Origin of the sequence: Antarctobacter sp., from assembly GCF_965277915.1 — a bacterium.
GTDB lineage: Bacteria > Pseudomonadota > Alphaproteobacteria > Rhodobacterales > Rhodobacteraceae > Antarctobacter.
Genome location: NZ_OZ255849.1, coordinates 3,259,807 through 3,278,773, shown reverse-complemented (window position 1 = coordinate 3,278,773; position 18,967 = coordinate 3,259,807). Strand labels below are relative to the sequence as shown.

Here is an 18,967-nt window from a genome sequence, read left to right as displayed (position 1 = left end):
ACATCGCTGCTGGCGGCGTAACACGTCGGGACCGCGCGAAGGCATCGGGGGGAGGGGGGGGATTCCTCATCAGATCACCTCATGTTCGCGGTAGTGAAAGGCGACGATGCGGCCGAAGGCAGGGTGCCAGCCGGGATCAAGATCGAGCCCGGCCCGACGCACCGGCAGACTCTGGGCGGAAGCAGGAAAGACCACATCGATGTGCATAGGCGCCACGAAGATCCGGGCGCGACGACGAAGGAGGCCTGCCGGGCTTTGTCCCTCGGATGGCCCGTCCGGACCCCAGGCCACACGGCCGAGCCAGGCGCATAGTTCTTGGGCCGCGATCCGGTCGAGTTCGGCAGGATGGGCCGGTGTGTCGACCGGGCGTCCGTCGAGCGTCGCAAGAAGCCCCCAGATCGGGTCGACATGGGGGGCGGTCTCTTCCAACGTCGCCCGCGCCAGTCTTTCGAGCCGTGACCAAGGGCCGTACTCTGGTTGTTTGGACATTTTCAGTGCTTTGGCAAAGGACCTGGCCCGCAGGGCAAAATCGGTCGAGAAGACGTTGATCAGGAAGAAAATCCCGCCAAGGTCTGTGACCGGCGCGGTTTCCGCTTCGGTTGCGGGCGTGCTGTTTTGCGTCGTCTCTGGCCCGGGGCTGACCGCGGGGTCCGGTGACTGTGCCAAGGGCGCGCCTGCAAGGGGCGGGGCGGGTTCCAAGGATGGCGGATCTTTCGAAGACCTGCCGCCTTGATCGGTGTGTTCGGCGCCGTCCGTTCCGATTTCGGCGTCAAGGTCGCGAGACTGGGGATCGGAACCATCGGGGGTGGGCAAGGCACCCCTGTGAAACCTATCCTGGATGCTCTGCGATTGATCCATCTTGCGTGTTGTGGCCGGTTCGTCGGGAACACGGTGTCCACGGGTGGTGCGCATCAAGGTTTCGGCCGCTTCGGTCAGCAGAGCTCCCGCAAGGTTGGGGCGTTTGCGGCGCACCCACCCGATTGCCAAAAGCCGTGCCTGGGGGGGCGACAGCGTGGCGAGTGAATTTTTCAAGGCGGGCGGGGCGTCCACGGCTATGGGGTTGTCGCCGCAGTCATCTGCTGGATCGCCCGTGTCAACGGGCTGGTCATTGGCCGAAGGCCCTGAGTGGCGCCCCGCACCAAATGGCCCGAGGTCGCGGGCCAGTGCCTCCGCCGCCGCGGGCGGCAGGGCCGAGAAAACGCTGCTTGCGCTATTGCGCCAGACCAGCACCTCGGTGATCGCGGGCAGCAGGTGGATCTGCTGGCGCAGCACCGCCTCGGGGCCAGATCCCGGCGGAACCCGGCGCAAGAGCGCCTGCGTCCACCAAGCCTGCTCTGCGGTGCCTGCAAGGCATTCGACCAGGCAGGCGTACATTTCCGCCTCATCGGCGAAGACAACCGCTTCGGCATTGGACAGCGATGCCCCGGGGGTGGGTCTGAGTGCCCGCGCCCGGGCCCTTTCAAGCGCCCCGGTCAGCGCCCGGTCCCAATCCCCCAGCCCGTTTTCGCCCAGAGCGCGGCCAAGCGCACCCGGTGCAGGATCCGCAAGACGGCGCAGGATCAGGACCTCGGAGGGCGCCCCGGGCTGGGTGGGGGAGGCACGTTCGAGCCGCCTCAGCGCCCGGCGCTTTGGAGCCGCCGCCCGGCCTGCGTGCAAATGCACCTTATCTAGTGTCAGCTCGGTCATTACGTGTTCAGGATCATCGTCATGAAGTTCCCGATGTTGCGCTTGAAATCCACCGTCGCAGGCGTGGCCCGTTCAACCGTGACCATGCTGCTTGCGAAGTTCTGCGCCGATCCGGGGAAGGAGACGACAAACTCGTAGTCTCCGGGGGGCAGGGTCAGAATGTACTCGCCGTTCGCGTCGGTGGTCGCGGCAAAGGTGTCTGCCGGGGATCCGGCTGGGGATCCGGTCAGGGTTGCCGTCACGATTGCGCCGGGGACCACCTGCTCTATTGGGCCGGTGCCGAAGAGGTAGATTATGGCGACCGTACCCGTGATCGTTCCGGGCGTGTCCAGGATGTCCTCGAGTTCCTCGATCCTGTCTTCGAGCTCGGCGCATTTGATCGCTTCCAGCTCGGGCGATGGTACGATGTCGGAGACGAACAAGAGCCAGTCCGCAGAGGGATCGACGCGATAGATCACGAACCCCGGTGCCGGCGAGGCGCTGAGGTCCACCGCCGGGTAGCGCATCGCCTCTTCCACAAGGGGGATCAGCCGCCCGGGCGCGATGTCGACCGGGGGTGGTGCGGCGGGCAGGAATGTGCTGGCCGAGGGCATCGGAAGGAAGCCGACCGGTGGCAGGATATCGAAGTAGTCCACCGCCGCCGTGCTGGGCGGGACCGTGATCCCGTCAAAGAGCCAGTCGAGCTGTTCCTGAAACTGGAAGAGGGTGGCCGCGTCGCTCGCGTGTCGCGCATTGGCCGCGATCAGAGGCCAATCGCTGGCACGCGCGTCCGTGCGAGGGCGGCGGCGCACTGACCACATGTCGACAAAGGTGATCTGCCCGCCCTGCAGGCGCAGCACCGCCAGCGGAACCTCGCAAGACATGAGTTTCGGCGGGCTGCCCTGACCAAGAGTGGTTTCCAGTTCCCAGTCCGCCCAGGCCGAAGCGCCAGAGGGCGTCTCGGCGAACGGGTCCAGGGGGAAAGGCGCGCGTGGCGCCGTGCCAAGCCCGAGATGCGCAACACGGTTTCGCAGGCGCGAGCTTTGCTGGTCGCTCGATCCAAGCGCGAGATTTCCGATCTCGGCGCCCCCCATGTCCCCTGCGATCAACGCGGGGTCAAAGCGGACCAGGCGGAACTGCAGACCGAGCGTGGCGTAGCGCCGCCCGCACCCCGCTGCGATCCCGCCGTCCTCCAGCCCTGATTTCGGAGCTTCCTCCTCGTATCCCGAGGCCGTGGTCAGGGTCAGGATGTGAAAGCCTTCCGCCGTCGACGACTCTGACGGCGGGGGTTGATCGAGGCAGATGTCAAAGGCTCCGGCATCCCGGTTCGGGCTGTCCTCGTCCAGGACACTCAGGCGCACGCTGCGTGTCTCTGCCAGATCCAGCGTCTGGCCGGTGCGACTGACCGCCAACCCGGCGGTGACTTCGACCGTCGCGACTTGTCCTGCGCCAGAGGGGGTGACATCGCGCACTTCAAGCCCTTCGACGATGCCGTGACCGATCGCGCGCCCAAGCGCGGTGCGCCCCTGTCGCGCGGCGCCCTGTTCGTCACGCAGGTCGCGGCCTGTCAGGATACGGCCCTCGAAGAAGTTGACGAAACGCCGGCCGCCATCCAAGACAGCTTGTTCGAGTTCGATGGCCATCGCGCTACCTCGCTCCCAGGATGATGTGATCGGGGTTGGTCAGCACGCGGCGCGCGCGGTCGCTGATCCCGTTGATCGCGTTGATCTCGTCGAAGGTGGAGAACCGTCCGAGCGCACGTCGCCGCTGCAGGAAGGCTTCGATGGAAGTGTTCGCGATCCCGAGCGCGCTCAGAACGCTGGCGTCCGCTTCGTTTACGTTGACCCACCCGGCGGAAATGCCGTCGGTGTCGGCGAAGTTGATCCAGCTCGAGAACAGCCCCCCTTGCGTGCCGCGTTTCGCGCCTTCCGGGCGATCCCCCGTTGGCAGGCGCGAGCGCAGGAATTCCGTATCCACAGCACGCGTAATGTCGGGGTCCACACTGTCGGTGAAAGCCCGGACATGATCGCCGTCCAGCTCGACCCAGATCTTGAGCTGTCGATCCACGATCTCGGCATGCGTGTTGTCGTCGATGCGCAGGAAGGCGCCCGGCGCAAGGTTCGTGTCCATTTGCGAGCCCGAGCCGAACAGGGTCTGTCCAACTGCAACGTCGGGTTTGATCGGGATCAGGGCGACCGGGGGCAGACGAAGCCTTGCCCTTGGTTGGGTTTCTGCGAAAGACGCGCCAAGGCGATCGTCGGGAACCTCCGCGTAGATCCGGAAACTGTTGGCGTCGAGCGAACCGAGATCCAGATTTCTCTCACCATCGACGCCAAGCTCGACCACGGAATCCCCGACCTGTTCGTTCCAGAAGGCCACCGCGATTCCCGGAAGGGTTTCGACGGCGCCCCCCAGGAACTGCAGGTCGAACCGAAGGTCGCTTGCCCCCCCATGCAGCCAGGACAGCGCCTGAAGGCGTACCAGGTTTTCCTCGCCGGCCCCGTCTCCGGGGGCTGGGGGCGCGGCTGCGGCCCATACCAGTTGGGTCCCATTGTTTTCGACGGTCAGGTGCATGCCATCGTTTGCACCAGTGTCGTCCGGGGCCGGGATGTCGAGCCCGTGCAGTCCTTTGACGGTGGGGTTCGGGTAGTTGTCGGTCAGGTCGCCGCCGGCGCCCTGGCCCCATGGCATCGCGTCGCCTGGCACGGCGGCCTGTGGAATGTCTTGCAGTCTGAACGTGCCATTGCCCGAGAGATGCTCGACCAGGGTGCTTGGCCCGGCCCCGGTGCGTGGCTGGATCAGGAGGTATTGAAGGTGGTCGTCATCCGCCAACCCGTTGAGAGCGTCATGGTCGATCACACCGCCGTCATCCGAAGCGGGGATCAGCAATTCCTGGATCAGCTGGGTCGACAGGAGCAGCGGACGGTCGACATCCTCCACGGTGATCGCCGCCGCGTTGCCGTCAAGCGCGACCGCGCCGCCGCCCGCGTCCGTTACCGGCACCCGAAGCCGAGCCAGGGCGATGCAGCCATCGCCACCCGGGCTGCCCGCGCAATTGGTGCCATCCGGCAGAAGCGCGGGCCGCACCACCGTGACCCAGGCGTGGAAAGCTGCCGCAAGGTACTCCCCCATCTGGTCCTCGGGCACCTCGATCGGCCCGGTTGCCGGAGAGGCGGGGCTCGGGGGCGAGCCCGTGGAGGTCCCGATCGCTTCGACTTCGTCCAGGAAATCGTCGATCGACATCGCGGGAGAGCCGCCAGGCATGGGATCCAGCCGCCCGATCAGCGCAGCAAAGGCGCGGATCGCATCGAAGCGCGCCATATCGGGGCGCTGCAGGTCAAAACGGATAGAGAAGCTCTCGGTGACACGCGTGGGCGTCATCGATTCCTCAGGGGTGCGGCAAGGGCCGCTCGGGATCGGTTCCTGATCGGTCAGGCATTCGCGGTAGCAGAGCACGACCCAGACATCGAGCTCGGCCGGTGAGGGCAGGGCAAGAGGCGGCGAACTGGCCGCCTGGCCCGCGATCCAGGCGTCAAGGCTTGCGCATTGCGCGGTGGTGACGTGCAACTCGCGGCCGTGGGTGTCGATGCCGTGGCCGGGCGCGACCCGGATCTCGACCTCGTTGCCCTTGTCCGATGCCGACACCCCAAGACCGCAGACCGTGCCATAGCCGTGCAAGGTCCGGTGGTGCCTGCGCGCGCCTTCGAGGAAGTAGTACTCCTCCTGCACGAACTCATCCACGCCCAGCACCTGGCCTTGAGAGTAGTGCACCCGCTTGTGCGGATCGAGCGTCAGAGAAGGCGTACAGGCGCCGTGGCATCCGCATCCTGTTTCGCAAGTCATAGTCTTACCTCTCCTGCTGCGTCGCGTCCGACCACGGTGCGGTCCCGAACGGCAAATGGGTGGCCGTAGCCGATGAAACCCTCGCTGAGCGCGCTGCGACCGAGTTCGATCGCCGTGAACCGCGCGCCGTCGCTCAACGCGGTATCGAGGCCCAGTCGGGCCGAGCCGGTTTGGAAGAGCGCCCAGTAGGGGCGCACCTCGTATGCGGTGTGAAGCGGGCGCTCGCGCTCGACCACGCGGGCGATCTGCCCGATGCGGTCGTCGCGACGCTGGCGGTCTTCGCCCGGGTAAACCGGGGCCAGTACGGTGAAACGATGCGCGTCGCGCTCGACCGGCAGGATGGCCGAGACGAAGGCGATCCAGTCTTCGAGCCGAGGTCCCCCCGGGGGCAGGCTTGCGGGAAGGGACAGGGGATGAGGGTCGGCGCTGGTCAGCCCATGGGCTGCCGCGACGCGATCCGGCGCGCCATGGCGGCGGGTCAGGTAGGCTTGCCAATGGATCGTGTCGGCCGCCGTGGCCGCCGCATAGGTGAACCCGATCGGACCGGCGGCAAAGGCCCGCCAATCCTCGGCCTTGGCGGGGTTGGCGGGCACCAGAGGTGCAAAGCGGATGTCGTTTTGCGACTGCAACGCCGGGCTTTCGCCCCAAATCGTCGACAGCTCGGCCACCGTCGCCCCGCGCCGGTCGAGGGCGAAGGCCGCGAAAGCCTGGTGCAACGCCTCGGCGCCGTCCTCGTAGGTCCAGCCCACCAGCGTCTCCACGGGGTCTGGCGTTACGCTCCTGAAAGCGCGCAGCGCATGGGTCTCTGACAGCCGCACCCCCTGCCGCGCGCCGTCGGGCTCGGGCGGGTTTCCGCTCTTCAGCCCGTCGAAGAGGGATTCGTCCGGGCAGGGATCCGTCGCGATGTCGATCATTGCCTTCAGCCCGGCGGGCGTGCCCCGCCAGCGAAACAGAAGCTCGACATGGTCGATGAAGAGACGCCTCCGCGCGTCGTCCCAGTCGGTCTCCAGTGCCGCACCCATCCAGGTTGCAAGCCAGTCCAGCGCCTCTGGCGGTGCAATCCGCGTATCCCAGAGACCATGCGCCGTGGCGACCCGGTCCTCCATCGAGGTGAAGAGCCCCTCGACGTTGGCCAGGAAGCGTTCCAGGAAATCGCCCGAGACTTCGTCCTCGCGGTAGACCGCGGGCAGGTAACGGTCGAGATAGCTGAACCGGGGCATGTAGATGCGCAGCGCGCGCAGGCGCGGCGTGGTGCTGCCGTTGCCGGTGAGGTCGATCCCCAGTTGCAGGAAACGGCCCTCTGCCGACTGGATCAGCGTTTCATAGCTGCCCGCCGCGCTTTCGGGGTCGGCATCGGGGAAGGGGCTCCAATGCGGGGTCTCGGCCCCGTCGCCGCGCTTGTAGGGGCGGGGCAGGACCGACCACTCGGTCCCGAGAAGCGCGTCCGGGCTATCGGCGGCCCGCACCGAAAGCGTCACCGAGGTTCCCGGCGCCACGCAGCCGTCGAAGATGATCCGGTGCCAAACGGTCCCGGGTTGGCCTGAATCGAAGACGGCGGGCCGGATCGTCCCCTCGGTCACCCTGTTCTGACGCGGGTGTGGGGCCAGCGCGATCCAGGTCTCGCCAAGGTCGTAGTGGGTCTTGCCCCCCGCCTCGACCAGGGCCCGGCCCGCGAAATGGCGCATCGGCAGGTAATCGGGGGCAAGCGTTAGCGATAGCTCGGACACCGCGGGCGCCTCGGGCGCCCAACTATCCGCCGTGAGGTCGAAGTGCAGCGCCTGGTCCCCGTGGTCATCGACGATCAGCAGGGCACCCTCGAGACGGCCCGGGGGGGCCTTGAAATTGGCGACAAAGGCGATGTCGTGACCTCGGTAGGCGAGCGGCGGGTCTTCGAACTCCCTCAGCTTGTCCTGGTCCAGCGTGACCTCGGCCGCCGGACCATCGGGCGAATAGCGGATGATGCGCGAGGGCACGCCCTCGGGCGCGTCGAGGATCAGAAACGTCTCGTCCGGCAGGCTGGCAACCGAAACCGGGGCGGCGGCGCCGGGCACGCCCGTGGGGCCAGATGCACCGAGATCCAGCGCCCTGGGGAATTCCGAAGCGACGACGGGCTCGGGCGGCGCGCCTTCGGGGGTGAAGTCGGGCGGTGCCGGCAGGGGGAGCGCGGTGGTCCCGGCGAAACCTTCAAGGCAGAAACGCTCGTCGAGCTTCCAGACCCGCCCGGCATCCGCTGGTCCCGTTCGGTCGAGGATCCAGGTCCCGCCGTCGTGCGCCCGCGCAAGGTCTCGCACCGCGATCTCTGCCGGGGTGCTCCAGGGCTGGAACGTCGGCGTGCCGCCACTGTGGAGGTCGAACAGAAGGAAACCGTTCGGGGAGAGCGTACCGACCAGCAGGAAATGGCGGCAGCTGACCGACAGGCCCGAGAGCGTCAGATCGGCGAAGGCAGGCTCGGGCGGGGCGCTATCTGCAAAGCTGCCGTCCTTCGGCGGGCAGACGGTTTGCTCCAGCGTGCTTGCGTCGAAGAAATCTGCGGCGCTGCCACCAATCCTCCAGGTCCGGATCCCGCGCCGGTCCTCGGTGATCCAATACCAATTTCCGAAACCGTCGCGATCCGCCCCACGCCGGTCCTCCGGGGACAGGCGTACCGCACCCACGCGCGGTGGGAAGTGCTTGGCCTCGGGGCGCAGAACTGCGGCGCCCGCGGTCTGGTCCCAGATGACCGAGGACGGCGCCTCGTGGGTGAGCGCGGCCTGCCAGTCCCGGCGCCCGAGCATCAGATGAAAGGAGGTGCCGTTTGCGTCTTTCATGTCGCCCTCAGCATTCGTCCGGGATCACGGGCACCGGCGTCGCCGCGACAACCGTATCGACTGGCGGGGCCTGGCCCTGTAGCTCATCAAGCGGGATCGGGTCTCCTCCGGCGACCACCGACACGCCCGCGAGGCGCGGCAGTTCCAGTCCGCTCAGGGCCATGGGCGTGGTGAAGGGGCCCGAAGCACCTCCGACGATCAGTTGATCGACCCGGCGCACGCCCTCGGCCTGCGCCGCCTGCACCAGGATTTCGGCCGGGTCCACGGCGGTTTCCAACGGCCAGCCGCGCCCCGCAAAGCCGCCTTCGAGCGCCGAGAGGAAAGTCTCGATGGCGGCGGTGACCGCGTTGCGCACCGTTGGTGTGTCGCGCCCGGGCGTCACTTCGATCGAGATCGAGACCCAGACATCGACGTAGACCGGGCCGTGAACGTGAAGCTCGGTCGTTATCAGGCGGCGCGGGGCCATGTGCTCGCAAACCGCCTGCAGGAACAGTCGATCGGGGTTGGGCGCGCGCGGGGTCAGCGCATCGTTGGCGGGGATCACCATGACCGTGACGGCACCCGGCGCGACAAGCGCCGGGTTCGCGGGGCGCACCAGCCCCAGAACCTCGACCCGGCCCATGTCGACCCCGGGCGTTCCGGCGGCGATGGTCGAATAATCCTCTTCGGTCACCAGGCGGTCGCGGTTGGCCAGGACAGTGGGTGCGCGGCGCTCTGCCTCGGCGACGGTTTCGCCCGCGCTGCCGCCCCAGGTCGGAACCGGATTGGTAACCTTCAGCCCGCTCGGCAGCCCGGATCCGGACTTGATCGCTCCGATGCTGACGAGCCCCGCGGGCCCGCCGCCGTGATCGTAGCTTGCCAGGATCACCGCGCCCTGGGCAGGGCGCGCACCGTGCAGACCATCTCCAAAGGCGATCTCGCCCGTGGCGGGGTCGAGCGCATAGACCATCGCCTCGGTCCCATCGGCCTCGCTGTCGCCGCCGCGCGCCCCCGCCTCGGCGGGGGCCGCGAGGATATCGTCGATCGGCTGCCAAAGCTGGCCGTTGATGCGCAGCTCCAGGCTGTCGGCGATGACCGGCGTGCTGGTCAGCCGCGCGACCTGGTCCGGAGCGCCGTTGCCCCGACCCAGGAGTTCTCCGGTGACATGCGCGCGTTGCTCCACGCGGCTGGCGTTGATCCCGATCCAGGACAGTTTGAAGGACATCTGCCCGCCCGCCGCCACGGCATTCCCGTCGTTCCTCAGCCGAACACGAAGCCAGGAGACCAGCCGCGCGGCCCGCGGGTCGTCCTCGAGATCCGGCGGGTAGGCCCCGGTGCCGGGTTCCAGCGGTTCGAGATTGTCCCAGGTGGTGAGTTCCGCATCCCCAAGCGAGACCTCGAGAAGCGCGGGCATCGTCAGCGGGTTCGCATCCGGCGTGGCGGTGAGCGCGCGGTAATTGGCGCCTTCGCCGGGGGCAGCGGGATTCGGCGTTTCAACGACCAGCGCACGCAGGGTTTCGGGATCGCTGTCGATCGGCAGATGCGACAGCCCTTCTTCGTCCAGCGCCGGCATCACTCCAAGGCTCAGAGATTTGCCGCGCAACGCGTCCCTTGCCTCCGCGACCTTGTTCTCACGCTGCGCGAACAGCGCGATCCAGAGGCCGTCGATCGTCTCTGCCCCGACGTCCAGACCGGGTCCGATGTCGCCCGGGTGCGGTGGTTCGAATTCCACGGTCTTGTAGAAATCAAGCGCGTTCACCGCTGCCGCACTCCCTGGAGGATCGGTGAAGCTGGCATAAAGAGCACCGTAGGACTCGCGCGCGTTTTCAAGGGCGCCCCCCGCCAGGCGGCGCTTGTAAAAGACCGAGGCAACGACCGGCAGCACATCGAGCCCGCGCGTGACCTTGAATGGCGTCTGCCCGGCGCGCAGGTCGGCGCCTGCGACAAGCGTCTGTGCCTCGACCGCGCCCGAGGATTTCTCGAAAGCCACGAGCCCCCGGGCCACTCCTGCCGGGCGCAGGGCAAGCCCCAGAAGACGCAGGAAGGCGCGGCGGTTGCGCTCGGGGATCGCGTTTGTGCGGTAGATGATGCTCTCGCTCATATAGGCGAAGAGCTGCAACAGCGTGACGCCCGGATCGGCGTCCGACTGGTTGGTCCATTCGGGCGTGTGCACCGCGTTGCGGCGCAGGGCCTCTTCCATCAGCTCGCGCCAGGTGCGGGTGTCGATTGCAGGCGGTGGCAGGGGCATGGCCTTTGATCACCTCAGTTGGACACGCAGGGCGACGCTGTCCGCGGCGCCGGTGCGGATGACGCGGTAGCGCACCAGGGCGCGCGCCGCGTCGGCTTCATCGGGGTCCGGTCCGACATCGACGGACTGGAGGCGTATGCGGGGCTCGAACCGGCCGAGCGACTGGGTAACGACCTCCTCGATCAGCCGGTGCGTGGCGGCTGTGTTGGGCTGGAACAGGAAGCGGGACAGCCCGCCGCCGAAAGCCGGGCGCATAAGGCGCTCGCCTCGATCGGTTCTCAGGATCAGCTCGATCGACTGGTGGATGTTGTCGACGCCCGTCGACCAGGCCCAACGACCATCCGGCCCGATCCCCGGGGGAAAGGCGAATCCGCGACCCAGGCTCTTGTCACCCATGCTCATTCCTTGGCCCCCTTCCTGAGTCGGATGGGGATCACGGTCATGAGGTACGGCAGCCACTTGAAGATCATGTCCAGCAGCGTGACCATGATCATCATCAGGATGAACGCACAGATCGTGACGATCGGGATCGACAGCGAAATCATCAGCCCGAATGCGCTCCCCCCGGCGGTCTTGCAGGCCGCACTGTCTGCCGAGGGCAGGTCCTTGTGCAGCGGCCAGGGCAGGACCGATCGGATCAGATCGCCGAGTGTCACCTTCTTGAAGCGGTTCGTTTCTCCGCAGAACATGTCGGAAACGGCAAACCCCGCGCTCTTGCGGAATTTCCGAAGCCCCGCGGGCGAGAGATCAATCGGCATGGGGATCCTGATGTCGCGCGCGGGTGCATCGGGGTCGAAGAAGGACGCCATCTGGAACGGCGCCGTCGGTGCCGAGACCACCGGGGCGGCAAAGCCCACACAATTGGGCCTCTCGAAGACGCAGCGCACCGTGAACCAAGTGTCCTCGCGACGGCTGACGTCGCGGGGCGGGCGCAAATCGGGGACCGGGCCAGCCCGGCCTTCGGTCGCGGCGTTTTCGACCAGCGCGACCTCGATCAGAGCCTGAAGCTCTGCCACCGTCTCGCTCGATGTGCCCGCGCGACTTGGCCAGTTGTTCCAGGTGTCCGTGGCTGTCACCGCGGAGGGGTTGACCGGCGGGTGTGCCGGGATCCAGAGGAACGCGGGGCGGCTCGGCGGGTTATCCCAGTCGAATGGTGTCGCAGCTTTTTCAAGCTCCAGGACATCGTCATCGCTGAGCGCCAGCAGCGCCTCGACGAAACCGGCCTTGACCGGGCCGGAGGAACCGCCGTGCTCGGTACCGATCTCGCTGACCAGCAGGTTGTGGATCGTGATGCTCTGCAAGAGGCCCTTCACCATGGTTTCGGGAGCGGTCAGGCTGCGCGGAGTTGGTAGCCCCTGCAGATCGTCCCAAAGCACCGGCAGGTGACTTTGCAGGAAGCGCCGCGCATCCGCGAGGATCAGCCAGCCAATCTGGACCGCCCCCGCGCGATAATCGAACAGCAGTTTCTCGGCAGCGGCGTACCGCTCCGGGTGGCCGTCGCTGGCTATGGACATACTGGGTTCGCCGGGGCGATCCGCGATCTGCTCCTGCACAATGGCAGCCTGGTCAATCAGCACGGTCCAGGGGGCGGTCACCTCTGCATGCCAGAGCAGCGCAACAGGGTCCTGCGGGGACTCATCCAGGGTGATTTCAGGATCGGGCGTCTCGTTTGACCGGGTGGCGCCGACATAGGTTTCGCGCCGGGCAATCGGCAGGGCGCCCAGCAGCAATCGGCGCCTGCGCCCGTCGGTGTGGTAAGTGGTCGGGAAAAGGCCGTGGCGCTCTTCATCCGGTATCAGGCGCCCGCGCTCTTCGGGCGCCAGGAGCCGCCAGTGGCCGCCGTCCTCGCCGTGCGGGATGAAGGCGTATTCGTCGACTTCGTCCAGACCGTTCGCATCCTTGCCTTCGGGGTCGAATTCGCCCTCGCTCGCAACTTTCTGCACCAATTGGCGCAGGACGAAGCGGGGGCGCTCTTGCTTGGCAGAACTGATGGTCCGATCCGGCAGCCCCGGGCGCGGGCAGACGAGTTGGGCCGCCACCATGTAGAACCGGTCCTGCGCGGGCTGATAAAGTTTCAGATCCGCCTGAACCTGGGGCACGGGTTTTGCCGCTGCCCCGCCAACGAGCCCATTCTTGCGCGCCAGCGCCGTCGCCCGAGCGCGTGCCGCCGACAACGGCGCCGCGGTCGCCAGGCCCTCTTTCGGAGGCGTGGGCGCCGGTTCGCGCCAGGTCTCGGGCACCGCCAACCAGGCTGGCAAAGCTTCTGGCCGCGTCGCGGTCAGCGCCGCCAGTTCTTCCATGAAGTCTTCGCTTGCAAAGCGCAGGATCGCCGGGCGTCGGGCCTCGCCGTTCAACCCCGGCGAGGTGTTCAGCCACATCGGGTGAGGCGCCATCCAGCGCAGGTTTTCGTGTCGATCCTGCGCTACCATATGTTGCCCGCCCCTGGCGTGTAGGAGGATGAGATCACCGAGTTCGAGATCACCGTGTCGGCTTTGACCACACCCGAGAATTTCGACATCCCCGCATCGACCGTGACCATTCCCGCCGAAACCTCGACCTGGCTTGCGCTGATCGAGACCTTTGAAGACGCATCGATCGACACGCCCGCGGCCTCCATCGTCACCGTGTTGCCGTTGGAGTCTTCCAGAGTGATCCCTGCCTCGCTGTCGTGCAGGGTGATCTTCTGGCCCGCCGGGGTCTCCAGGATCATTTCTTCCGAGCCCGAACTGTCGTCGAGCGTGACCTTGACCCCGTTGCGGGTGCGGATCGACTTGATGTTGTTCTCGGAACTGCTGTCCATTTCCTCGTGCGGTGTGTCCTGGCCGTTCCAGAGGCCGCCGATGATGAAGGCGTGGCGCGGGTCTCCTCCGCCGAAGGCAACGAGCACCTCGTCGTCTACATCCGGCATGAACCAGCTGCCCCGGTCAGGACCGGCAAAGAGCGTCGACATCCGTGCCCAGGCCTCGTGCCCGCCGTCCGCGTCGATCGCCCAGGGCAGGCGCACCCGCACCCGTCCCTGACCGTCCTCGTCGGCAAGATCGGTCACGATTGCCGGATAGACGCCGTAAAACAGCCCGCCCAGCCCGGTGGGCAGCCGGGTGTCCGCAAGCGGGTGAAGGTCAAGGGGTGACATCAGGTTCGCTCCCTCATGATCCGATCCATGGGCGTTCGACCGAGAATTCGGTCTGATAGCCCCGTTCCAGGTCGAAGACGTGGCGCACCGAGGTGACCGTGAAGTCACCGTCGAACATCGGCCCGAGGCCCTGGAAGGTCAGCGCCGAGCCCACCGAGATCCGGCTGTCGCCTTCGGCGATGCCGTCGCCGGAGACGAAGCGGCGTGCCCTGCGGCGATATTCGGCGCCCGCAAGCGCGTCGCCCTCGGCGGTGCTGATCGGCAGAGGGTGAACCACGCGCTCGACTTTTTCGCCGATTGCCGCGTCCAGGACGCTGCTGCCGGTGTCGCCCTCGCTTTCGCCCGAGAGACTGTCTGGCCCCGCTTCGCTTTCCACGGTCTCCTTGGCGCCTGGGTCCCAGCCGCCGACAACCAGTTTCGAGCATTGGTGCGCGAGGTCGGCGCACAGCCGCATCTCGTGCAGGCCCTGGCCATAGGTCAGCACGATCGGATCGGTGGGGCGGTTGGCACGGGATTGCGCAAAAAGGCTGTCGCCGCGCACCCAGATCTCGGCACCGACGTTTGCCGCAACGGTCCTCAGGAACGCCAAATCCGACTGGTTCAACTGCGCCACGATCGGCATGGTCGGACCTTCGATATCTGTGTTCGGAGTCAGCCCGTGATCCTGTGCGACCGCGCGGATGACGTCTTCGGCGCTGGCCTCTTCGAAGACCCGGGTGCGCCGTGTCTTGCGCAAGTCCTGCAGGCGGTCTTCGGCCAGGACCAGCACCTCGGGAGGGCGCGATTTCGGGAAACGCCCCTCGATGCCGGAAATCCGCCCTTCAAACACCGCACCCGCGCCCTGGCCGCCGCCGATGGCGATGCGCAGCGGCGTGCCGAAGTCCAGAAGCGCCCGGTCGAAGTACAGGAACCCGATCCCGCCCGAGGCCGTCCCCCAGTTCCCGAATGTCGCTTCGCAGCGCGCCATGCCGTCGAAGTCTTCTTCGATGGTCAGCGCCATCAGTCCGGCGTCGAGGTCGGGCTGCGCGGTGCCGTCGACCGTCAGCCTGGGCCGGGCATTGTAGAGAAGGGGAACGGTTCCAAGGTCGGGCATGATTGGTCCTCAGTGGCCGCGCAGTCGCGCCGCACGTTCACGCAGATGCGTCTCGACCCGGGCCAGGGTGGTCGGCGCGATGGCGCGCCCCGTCGCATCGGCCTCTGCACCGGGCCCGCCATCGCTGGCGGTCTGGGCGGGGGGCTCGGCCTGGGTTTCAAGGATTATCTCGAGGTCATTGATGATCACGGGCATCAGCGTCTCCCTGGTCGGCTAAGGTCAAGCGGCGTGCCTGCGGGCAGGTTGCGCGGGTTGTCGATGTTGTTCTGGCGGGCGATGTCCTGCCAGTCATCCTGGCGGCCTTCGCGCGCGGCGGCCTCCTGCACGCTCTCGCCCTCGCGGGTGGCGGGGGCGGGTTGCGACGCGGTGGGTGGCGTGCTGCCACGCCCCGTTCCGCCAAGCCCGGCGCCGCCCTGGTTGCCGAACTGGAACTGGATTTCCTGCTTGGACAGCGCCAGCGCGATTTTCGCTCGCAGCGGTTTGCCATCTTCCGAGAACAGCAAAAGCTCTTCGTTGATCGAGTCCACCACGCCTTCGAACAGGAAGGTGCCCCAAAGGAAGCGGATTCCGGGCGGCGTGAACTTGCCCTCCTCGTCGCTCGGCTCAGGCTGGATGAAACGCACCACCTGCTGGGTCAGTCGGCGCACGTCGTCGACGGTTTCGCCTTCGGATTCCGGGCGATCGGGCGCCGGGGCCGTCACGTCGAACCAAAGGTCCAGCGTCAGCTTTGTCGTCCCCGAGCCGACGAACTGGATCGCCGAGCCGCCCCGCTGGTCGCCGCCTGCGCTCTTGTTGGAATAGGCGACCTTCAGGGTTTCGGGGTTGAACTGGACGCTGATCGGATCGCCGGTCTCCGACACGGTCTGCTGTTCGTCCCAGGTCACCGGCTGGATCTGGGCTTTCAGCAGGGCTTGCGGCTCAGGCATCGGTCACCTCCTCCGCATCCAGCGTTTCAAAGGCGATCTGGGCTTCTTCGATGGCGATCAGCCCGTCCGAGGCATTCAACGCCGGCGCCTTCAGCTTTACGGGCAAACAGCCCGTCAGCTTGAATCGCACCACCTCGCGTTCACGGTCAGCCGACAGCATCGCGATTTCGCCATGGGCGCGCGCTTCGCGGCGCTCCTGCACCGCGCGGAACCAGGCCCAGAGACCAAGCCCCTTGGCCATCCCGCGCTTCAAGGTGATCTCGCCATAACTGGTGACGCCTGCCAGGTGGATCTGGCGCGCATTGTTGCCGCCTTCGCGGATGGTCTCGGTCTCCAGCGTGGCTTCCAGACCCGAGACCTCAGAGAAGGCGCCGTCGCAGATGATGCCGTCCTCGCCCTCAAGCTCGAGGCGGACCTTGAAATTGAAGGCGGTGAAGAGAGTGGTCATGTCGCCTCCTCCACGGCCAGATCCCGAGCGCCGGTGCGCAGCAGGCGCACGTTCAGAAACCGCATGGGACGCGAGGGGGCGACGCGCAGTTCGACGATAAAGCGCCCAAGCTCGATCGCACCGGGCGGGTTCACGCTCCTGTCGGTGACAACCCGAAAGCTTTCGACGGGCCGTGCCCCTGCGAATCCGCCGCGTTGGTGGATCAGCGAGAGCACGCGTTCAAACCGACGCTGCACCTGGGCACGGAAATCGGGGGAGTTTGGTTCGAACGTATAGGCCATGCCTTCACGCACGGCGAGGCGGCGCAGGAGGATCATGAGAAGGCGCACGGGCAGGGGGGTAAGCTCGGCGCTTGCCGACAGGGTCTCGGCATTCAGGAAAAGAAAGCCTCGGGGATCGTCGCGGATCGGATTGATCTGATGAGCGATCAGATCGGCAAGCGTCGCGTCCTCGAGTTGCGGCGTGAGGGCCAGCGCATCCGTGACAGGCAAGTTCGCGGAGGCGATCCAGACCCCCGGCCCATTGGCCTGCCGCGCGATCAGCCCCGCAGCGGCGCCATCTGGCGGGTGGAAGGCGCCGCCCGTCGAAATCCAGCCGTGGTGCAGCGCAGCATAGGAAAGCGCCGTCTCTTCTCCAAAGCGCAGGGCGGGAACGCGCAGCATACCGGCGGGGCCGGGATCGCCCTCCAGATCCTCGAACAGCGGCGAAAGCCGGGCGAGGTGTGCCTTGGCCTCGTCCGCGCGGAAGTGGCGCGGCATCGACAGAAGTGCGACCGCGTCGGCGCGCGCCGCCGCAAACCGGACCGCGGCGCGGTGGACGGCGGTCAGGATCTCTTCGCCGCTTTCGGGCGCGGTCCCGACGGTGGCGTATTCCTCTTTCGGATCCACGGTGAAGGCGGAAACCGCGTCCGGGTCAAGCCGCAGCGTGATCGACCAGGGTCCACGGACTTCGTCCCGGAGCTCGCGCACCCGCATGTAGCTCGGGCGGTCGATGGCCGGGGCAGGGAAGAAGTCGACAGTGCCGGGGGCCAGCAAAGTGGTCCTTGCGTCCCCGAGAGTCGGGGCCTGGCCGGTCTGCACCTCAAAGACGTCGCCGGGTGCGGGCGCGCCGCTCTCGAACGTCCAGGTCAGACGCGGGCCGGGGCTCGCGCCGGTATCAAGCGTTGGCAGAAGCGACAGCAGGTCCGGGTCGGTGTAGGCGCAAGGTTCGAAATCTTCCTCGGGGATCATCGAGGCGCGCTCATTCGACCAGGGTCCGATCTCACTGGCGGTTTCGGCGCGCACACGGGCGAAGACAATCGCGGGGCAATCCGGGGCGCGGGGGACGAAGGCCTCTGGCGCTTCGACGATGTGGACCTCGGGTGGGTCGAAGCTGTCATCGGGGGAAAGCTCGACCCTGTAGCGCGTCGCGCCATGCACCGGGGTCCAACTGAGCGCGATCCGGTCGAAGGCATCCAGCGCATTCGGCAGCACGCCGAGACGGGGCGCACCCAATGGCGCGGGCGCTGCGACCAGCCGCCGGTTCCAGGGGCGATGCCCCGCGTCTGGCAGCGCGATCATCGCGACCTCGTCCACCGGGTAAAGCGCATGAAGCCCGCGAAGCGGTCGCCCGCCCTCGGTCAGTTCCATCGAGTGACGCGCCGCAAGCTCGGCGGACAGCGCATGGGTCTGGATCGCCGCAAAGCGCGGGTCGAGAAAAATCTCGCTGGAAAAGTGCTCCAGCCCCTCCGTCTCCAGCCGGGGGCCCGGGGGGAGGGTCGCGAAGGCGCACCGTTCGCGGTCGACATAGGTTTTCATGGCATGCGGCAACCAGACACCGTTCGGGTCGGCTACCGGTCCTGCCAAGGGAAACCGCGGGACCGACGCCTCGGACAGGAACCGCGCACGGCCCGGCGAAAGGCTCGGCACCGGGCGCCCGAATGCGGGACCAAAATGCGCCGCGTCATCGGGCAGGGCCGCCCAATAGCGCGGATGGGCGGCGGCAAAGCCAAGCCCGTCCAGACGGTGGCTGATCCTCTCGCCTTCCCAGAGGACAAGGTCAAAGGTCAGGACGCTGAGACTGTCCGGTTGCGGCTCCGGCGGGCTCGCAAAGAGCGCATCGACAGTTGCGACCGGTGCGGGCACGAGCCCGTCGTCATCCACGCCAATCGCCCCCTCGGGCGGGGGTGAGGCGGGGCGCTGGTACCAGAAGACCCGGTCGTCGCGGGCGATGACCCGGGTCCCCTCGACCCGGTCGACTACCAGCAGCGCGAGCAATTCGGCGTCGTTGAAGGTTGCTTCAATCAGATCGCCCGGAACCGGCGCGTCGCCGGCCTGGGTGACCCGGATCGAGAGGACTTCGCTGGTCCGCACAAGCCCTCCCCCCATCAAGGGGAACAATCTCCGCCGCACGAGCCGCGTGTCAGCTCCAAGCGGTGCGATCCAGCGTCCGGGCGAACGGGCCAGCGCAACCGCGCCGTTGCGCGATGTATCGACAAGTTGCGGAATGTCGAGCGACAGCGTTTGCGGCCCTTCCGGCTCTGCGACCCGCACCACGAAAGCCCGCCTTCCGCCATTTGCGAAGAAGGCCTCGACCGCCGGGCCAAGCAGGCTCGTCTGATCGGTCTGCCTCTCCAGGTCGCGCGCCAACACGACGTCCGGCCCGAATATGTCGCGGAAGCGCGACAGATCCTCGACCGGGACCGGTACGTCCACCGGCCCCGACGCCGCAAAGCCGACAAAGCCTGCCACGTCCATCCGGGGCAAAGCGTCCGCACGCTGGGGACGCCCGGTTTCGACATAGACGCCGGGCAGTCGGGGGGCGCGTCTGGCAAGCGGCAGGTTCAT

13 protein-coding genes are annotated in these 18,967 nt (G+C 67.2%); all 13 read right to left on the bottom strand.

Going from position 1 to position 18,967, the window contains the following annotated elements; all coding sequences use genetic code 11:
- Window positions 1-69: 69 nt before the first annotated feature.
- Genes ACQY5B_RS16830 through ACQY5B_RS16770 form a run of 13 tightly spaced genes read right to left on the bottom strand, consistent with a single transcriptional unit; the run spans window position 70 to window position 18,967 of the window.
- Window positions 70-1,686, bottom strand: a complete 1,617-nt coding sequence (locus tag ACQY5B_RS16830) for a hypothetical protein (RefSeq protein ID WP_420328405.1) — start codon at window positions 1,684-1,686, stop codon at window positions 70-72.
- Complete coding sequence (locus ACQY5B_RS16825; RefSeq protein ID WP_420328406.1) at window positions 1,686-3,308, bottom strand: carboxypeptidase-like regulatory domain-containing protein; 1,623 nt, start codon at window positions 3,306-3,308, stop codon at window positions 1,686-1,688. The genes ACQY5B_RS16830 and ACQY5B_RS16825 overlap by 1 nt, the downstream gene beginning before the upstream one ends.
- Before the next feature lie 4 nt (window positions 3,309-3,312).
- Window positions 3,313-5,508, bottom strand: coding sequence for a ComEA family DNA-binding protein (locus tag ACQY5B_RS16820; protein WP_420328407.1), 2,196 nt, complete (start codon window positions 5,506-5,508; stop codon window positions 3,313-3,315).
- Window positions 5,505-8,315: a phage tail protein gene (locus tag ACQY5B_RS16815; RefSeq protein WP_420328408.1), complete on the bottom strand. Its 2,811-nt coding sequence runs from the start codon at window positions 8,313-8,315 to the stop codon at window positions 5,505-5,507. The genes ACQY5B_RS16820 and ACQY5B_RS16815 overlap by 4 nt, the downstream gene beginning before the upstream one ends.
- A 7-nt stretch (window positions 8,316-8,322) precedes the next feature.
- Window positions 8,323-10,542 carry a putative baseplate assembly protein gene (locus tag ACQY5B_RS16810; RefSeq protein WP_420328410.1) on the bottom strand — a complete coding sequence of 740 codons (2,220 nt, stop codon included), beginning with the start codon at window positions 10,540-10,542 and terminating at the stop codon, window positions 8,323-8,325.
- 9 nt (window positions 10,543-10,551) lie between these two features.
- On the bottom strand, window positions 10,552-10,938 hold the full coding sequence (locus ACQY5B_RS16805; protein WP_420328412.1) for a GPW/gp25 family protein: 387 nt from the start codon (window positions 10,936-10,938) through the stop codon (window positions 10,552-10,554).
- 2 nt (window positions 10,939-10,940) lie between these two features.
- A complete protein-coding gene (locus ACQY5B_RS16800) occupies window positions 10,941-12,971 on the bottom strand; it encodes a hypothetical protein (protein ID WP_420328413.1) in 2,031 nt (676 codons plus the stop codon).
- Window positions 12,965-13,675: a phage baseplate assembly protein V gene (locus tag ACQY5B_RS16795; protein WP_420328415.1), complete on the bottom strand. Its 711-nt coding sequence runs from the start codon at window positions 13,673-13,675 to the stop codon at window positions 12,965-12,967. The genes ACQY5B_RS16800 and ACQY5B_RS16795 overlap by 7 nt, the downstream gene beginning before the upstream one ends.
- 13 nt (window positions 13,676-13,688) lie before the next feature.
- Window positions 13,689-14,768, bottom strand: coding sequence for a phage late control D family protein (locus ACQY5B_RS16790; RefSeq protein WP_420328416.1), 1,080 nt, complete (start codon window positions 14,766-14,768; stop codon window positions 13,689-13,691).
- Window positions 14,769-14,777: 9 nt separating this feature from the next.
- Window positions 14,778-14,963 carry a hypothetical protein gene (locus ACQY5B_RS16785; protein WP_420328417.1) on the bottom strand — a complete coding sequence of 62 codons (186 nt, stop codon included), beginning with the start codon at window positions 14,961-14,963 and terminating at the stop codon, window positions 14,778-14,780.
- Window positions 14,963-15,694 (bottom strand): CIS tube protein, encoded by a 732-nt coding sequence (locus tag ACQY5B_RS16780; protein ID WP_305972038.1) that lies wholly within the window; start codon window positions 15,692-15,694, stop codon window positions 14,963-14,965. Before ACQY5B_RS16780 ends, ACQY5B_RS16785 begins: the two co-directional genes overlap by 1 nt.
- Window positions 15,687-16,142 carry a phage tail protein gene (locus tag ACQY5B_RS16775; protein ID WP_420328419.1) on the bottom strand — a complete coding sequence of 152 codons (456 nt, stop codon included), beginning with the start codon at window positions 16,140-16,142 and terminating at the stop codon, window positions 15,687-15,689. Before ACQY5B_RS16775 ends, ACQY5B_RS16780 begins: the two co-directional genes overlap by 8 nt.
- A complete protein-coding gene (locus tag ACQY5B_RS16770; protein WP_420328420.1) occupies window positions 16,139-18,967 on the bottom strand; it encodes a hypothetical protein in 2,829 nt (942 codons plus the stop codon). The genes ACQY5B_RS16775 and ACQY5B_RS16770 overlap by 4 nt, the downstream gene beginning before the upstream one ends.

What these genes read in the sequence shown, in the direction of transcription:
- ACQY5B_RS16830 (WP_420328405.1), bottom strand. Translation starts at nt 1,686, where the DNA reads ATGACCGAGCTGACACTAGATAAGGTGCATTTGCACGCAGGCCGGGCG.
- ACQY5B_RS16825 (WP_420328406.1), bottom strand. Translation starts at nt 3,308, where the DNA reads ATGGCCATCGAACTCGAACAAGCTGTCTTGGATGGCGGCCGGCGTTTC.
- ACQY5B_RS16820 (WP_420328407.1), bottom strand. Translation starts at nt 5,508, where the DNA reads ATGACTTGCGAAACAGGATGCGGATGCCACGGCGCCTGTACGCCTTCT.
- ACQY5B_RS16815 (WP_420328408.1), bottom strand. Translation starts at nt 8,315, where the DNA reads ATGAAAGACGCAAACGGCACCTCCTTTCATCTGATGCTCGGGCGCCGG.
- ACQY5B_RS16810 (WP_420328410.1), bottom strand. Translation starts at nt 10,542, where the DNA reads ATGCCCCTGCCACCGCCTGCAATCGACACCCGCACCTGGCGCGAGCTG.
- ACQY5B_RS16805 (WP_420328412.1), bottom strand. Translation starts at nt 10,938, where the DNA reads ATGGGTGACAAGAGCCTGGGTCGCGGATTCGCCTTTCCCCCGGGGATC.
- ACQY5B_RS16800 (WP_420328413.1), bottom strand. Translation starts at nt 12,971, where the DNA reads ATGGTAGCGCAGGATCGACACGAAAACCTGCGCTGGATGGCGCCTCAC.
- ACQY5B_RS16795 (WP_420328415.1), bottom strand. Translation starts at nt 13,675, where the DNA reads ATGTCACCCCTTGACCTTCACCCGCTTGCGGACACCCGGCTGCCCACC.
- ACQY5B_RS16790 (WP_420328416.1), bottom strand. Translation starts at nt 14,768, where the DNA reads ATGCCCGACCTTGGAACCGTTCCCCTTCTCTACAATGCCCGGCCCAGG.
- ACQY5B_RS16785 (WP_420328417.1), bottom strand. Translation starts at nt 14,963, where the DNA reads ATGCCCGTGATCATCAATGACCTCGAGATAATCCTTGAAACCCAGGCC.
- ACQY5B_RS16780 (WP_305972038.1), bottom strand. Translation starts at nt 15,694, where the DNA reads ATGCCTGAGCCGCAAGCCCTGCTGAAAGCCCAGATCCAGCCGGTGACC.
- ACQY5B_RS16775 (WP_420328419.1), bottom strand. Translation starts at nt 16,142, where the DNA reads ATGACCACTCTCTTCACCGCCTTCAATTTCAAGGTCCGCCTCGAGCTT.
- ACQY5B_RS16770 (WP_420328420.1), bottom strand. Translation starts at nt 18,967, where the DNA reads ATGAACCTGCCGCTTGCCAGACGCGCCCCCCGACTGCCCGGCGTCTAT.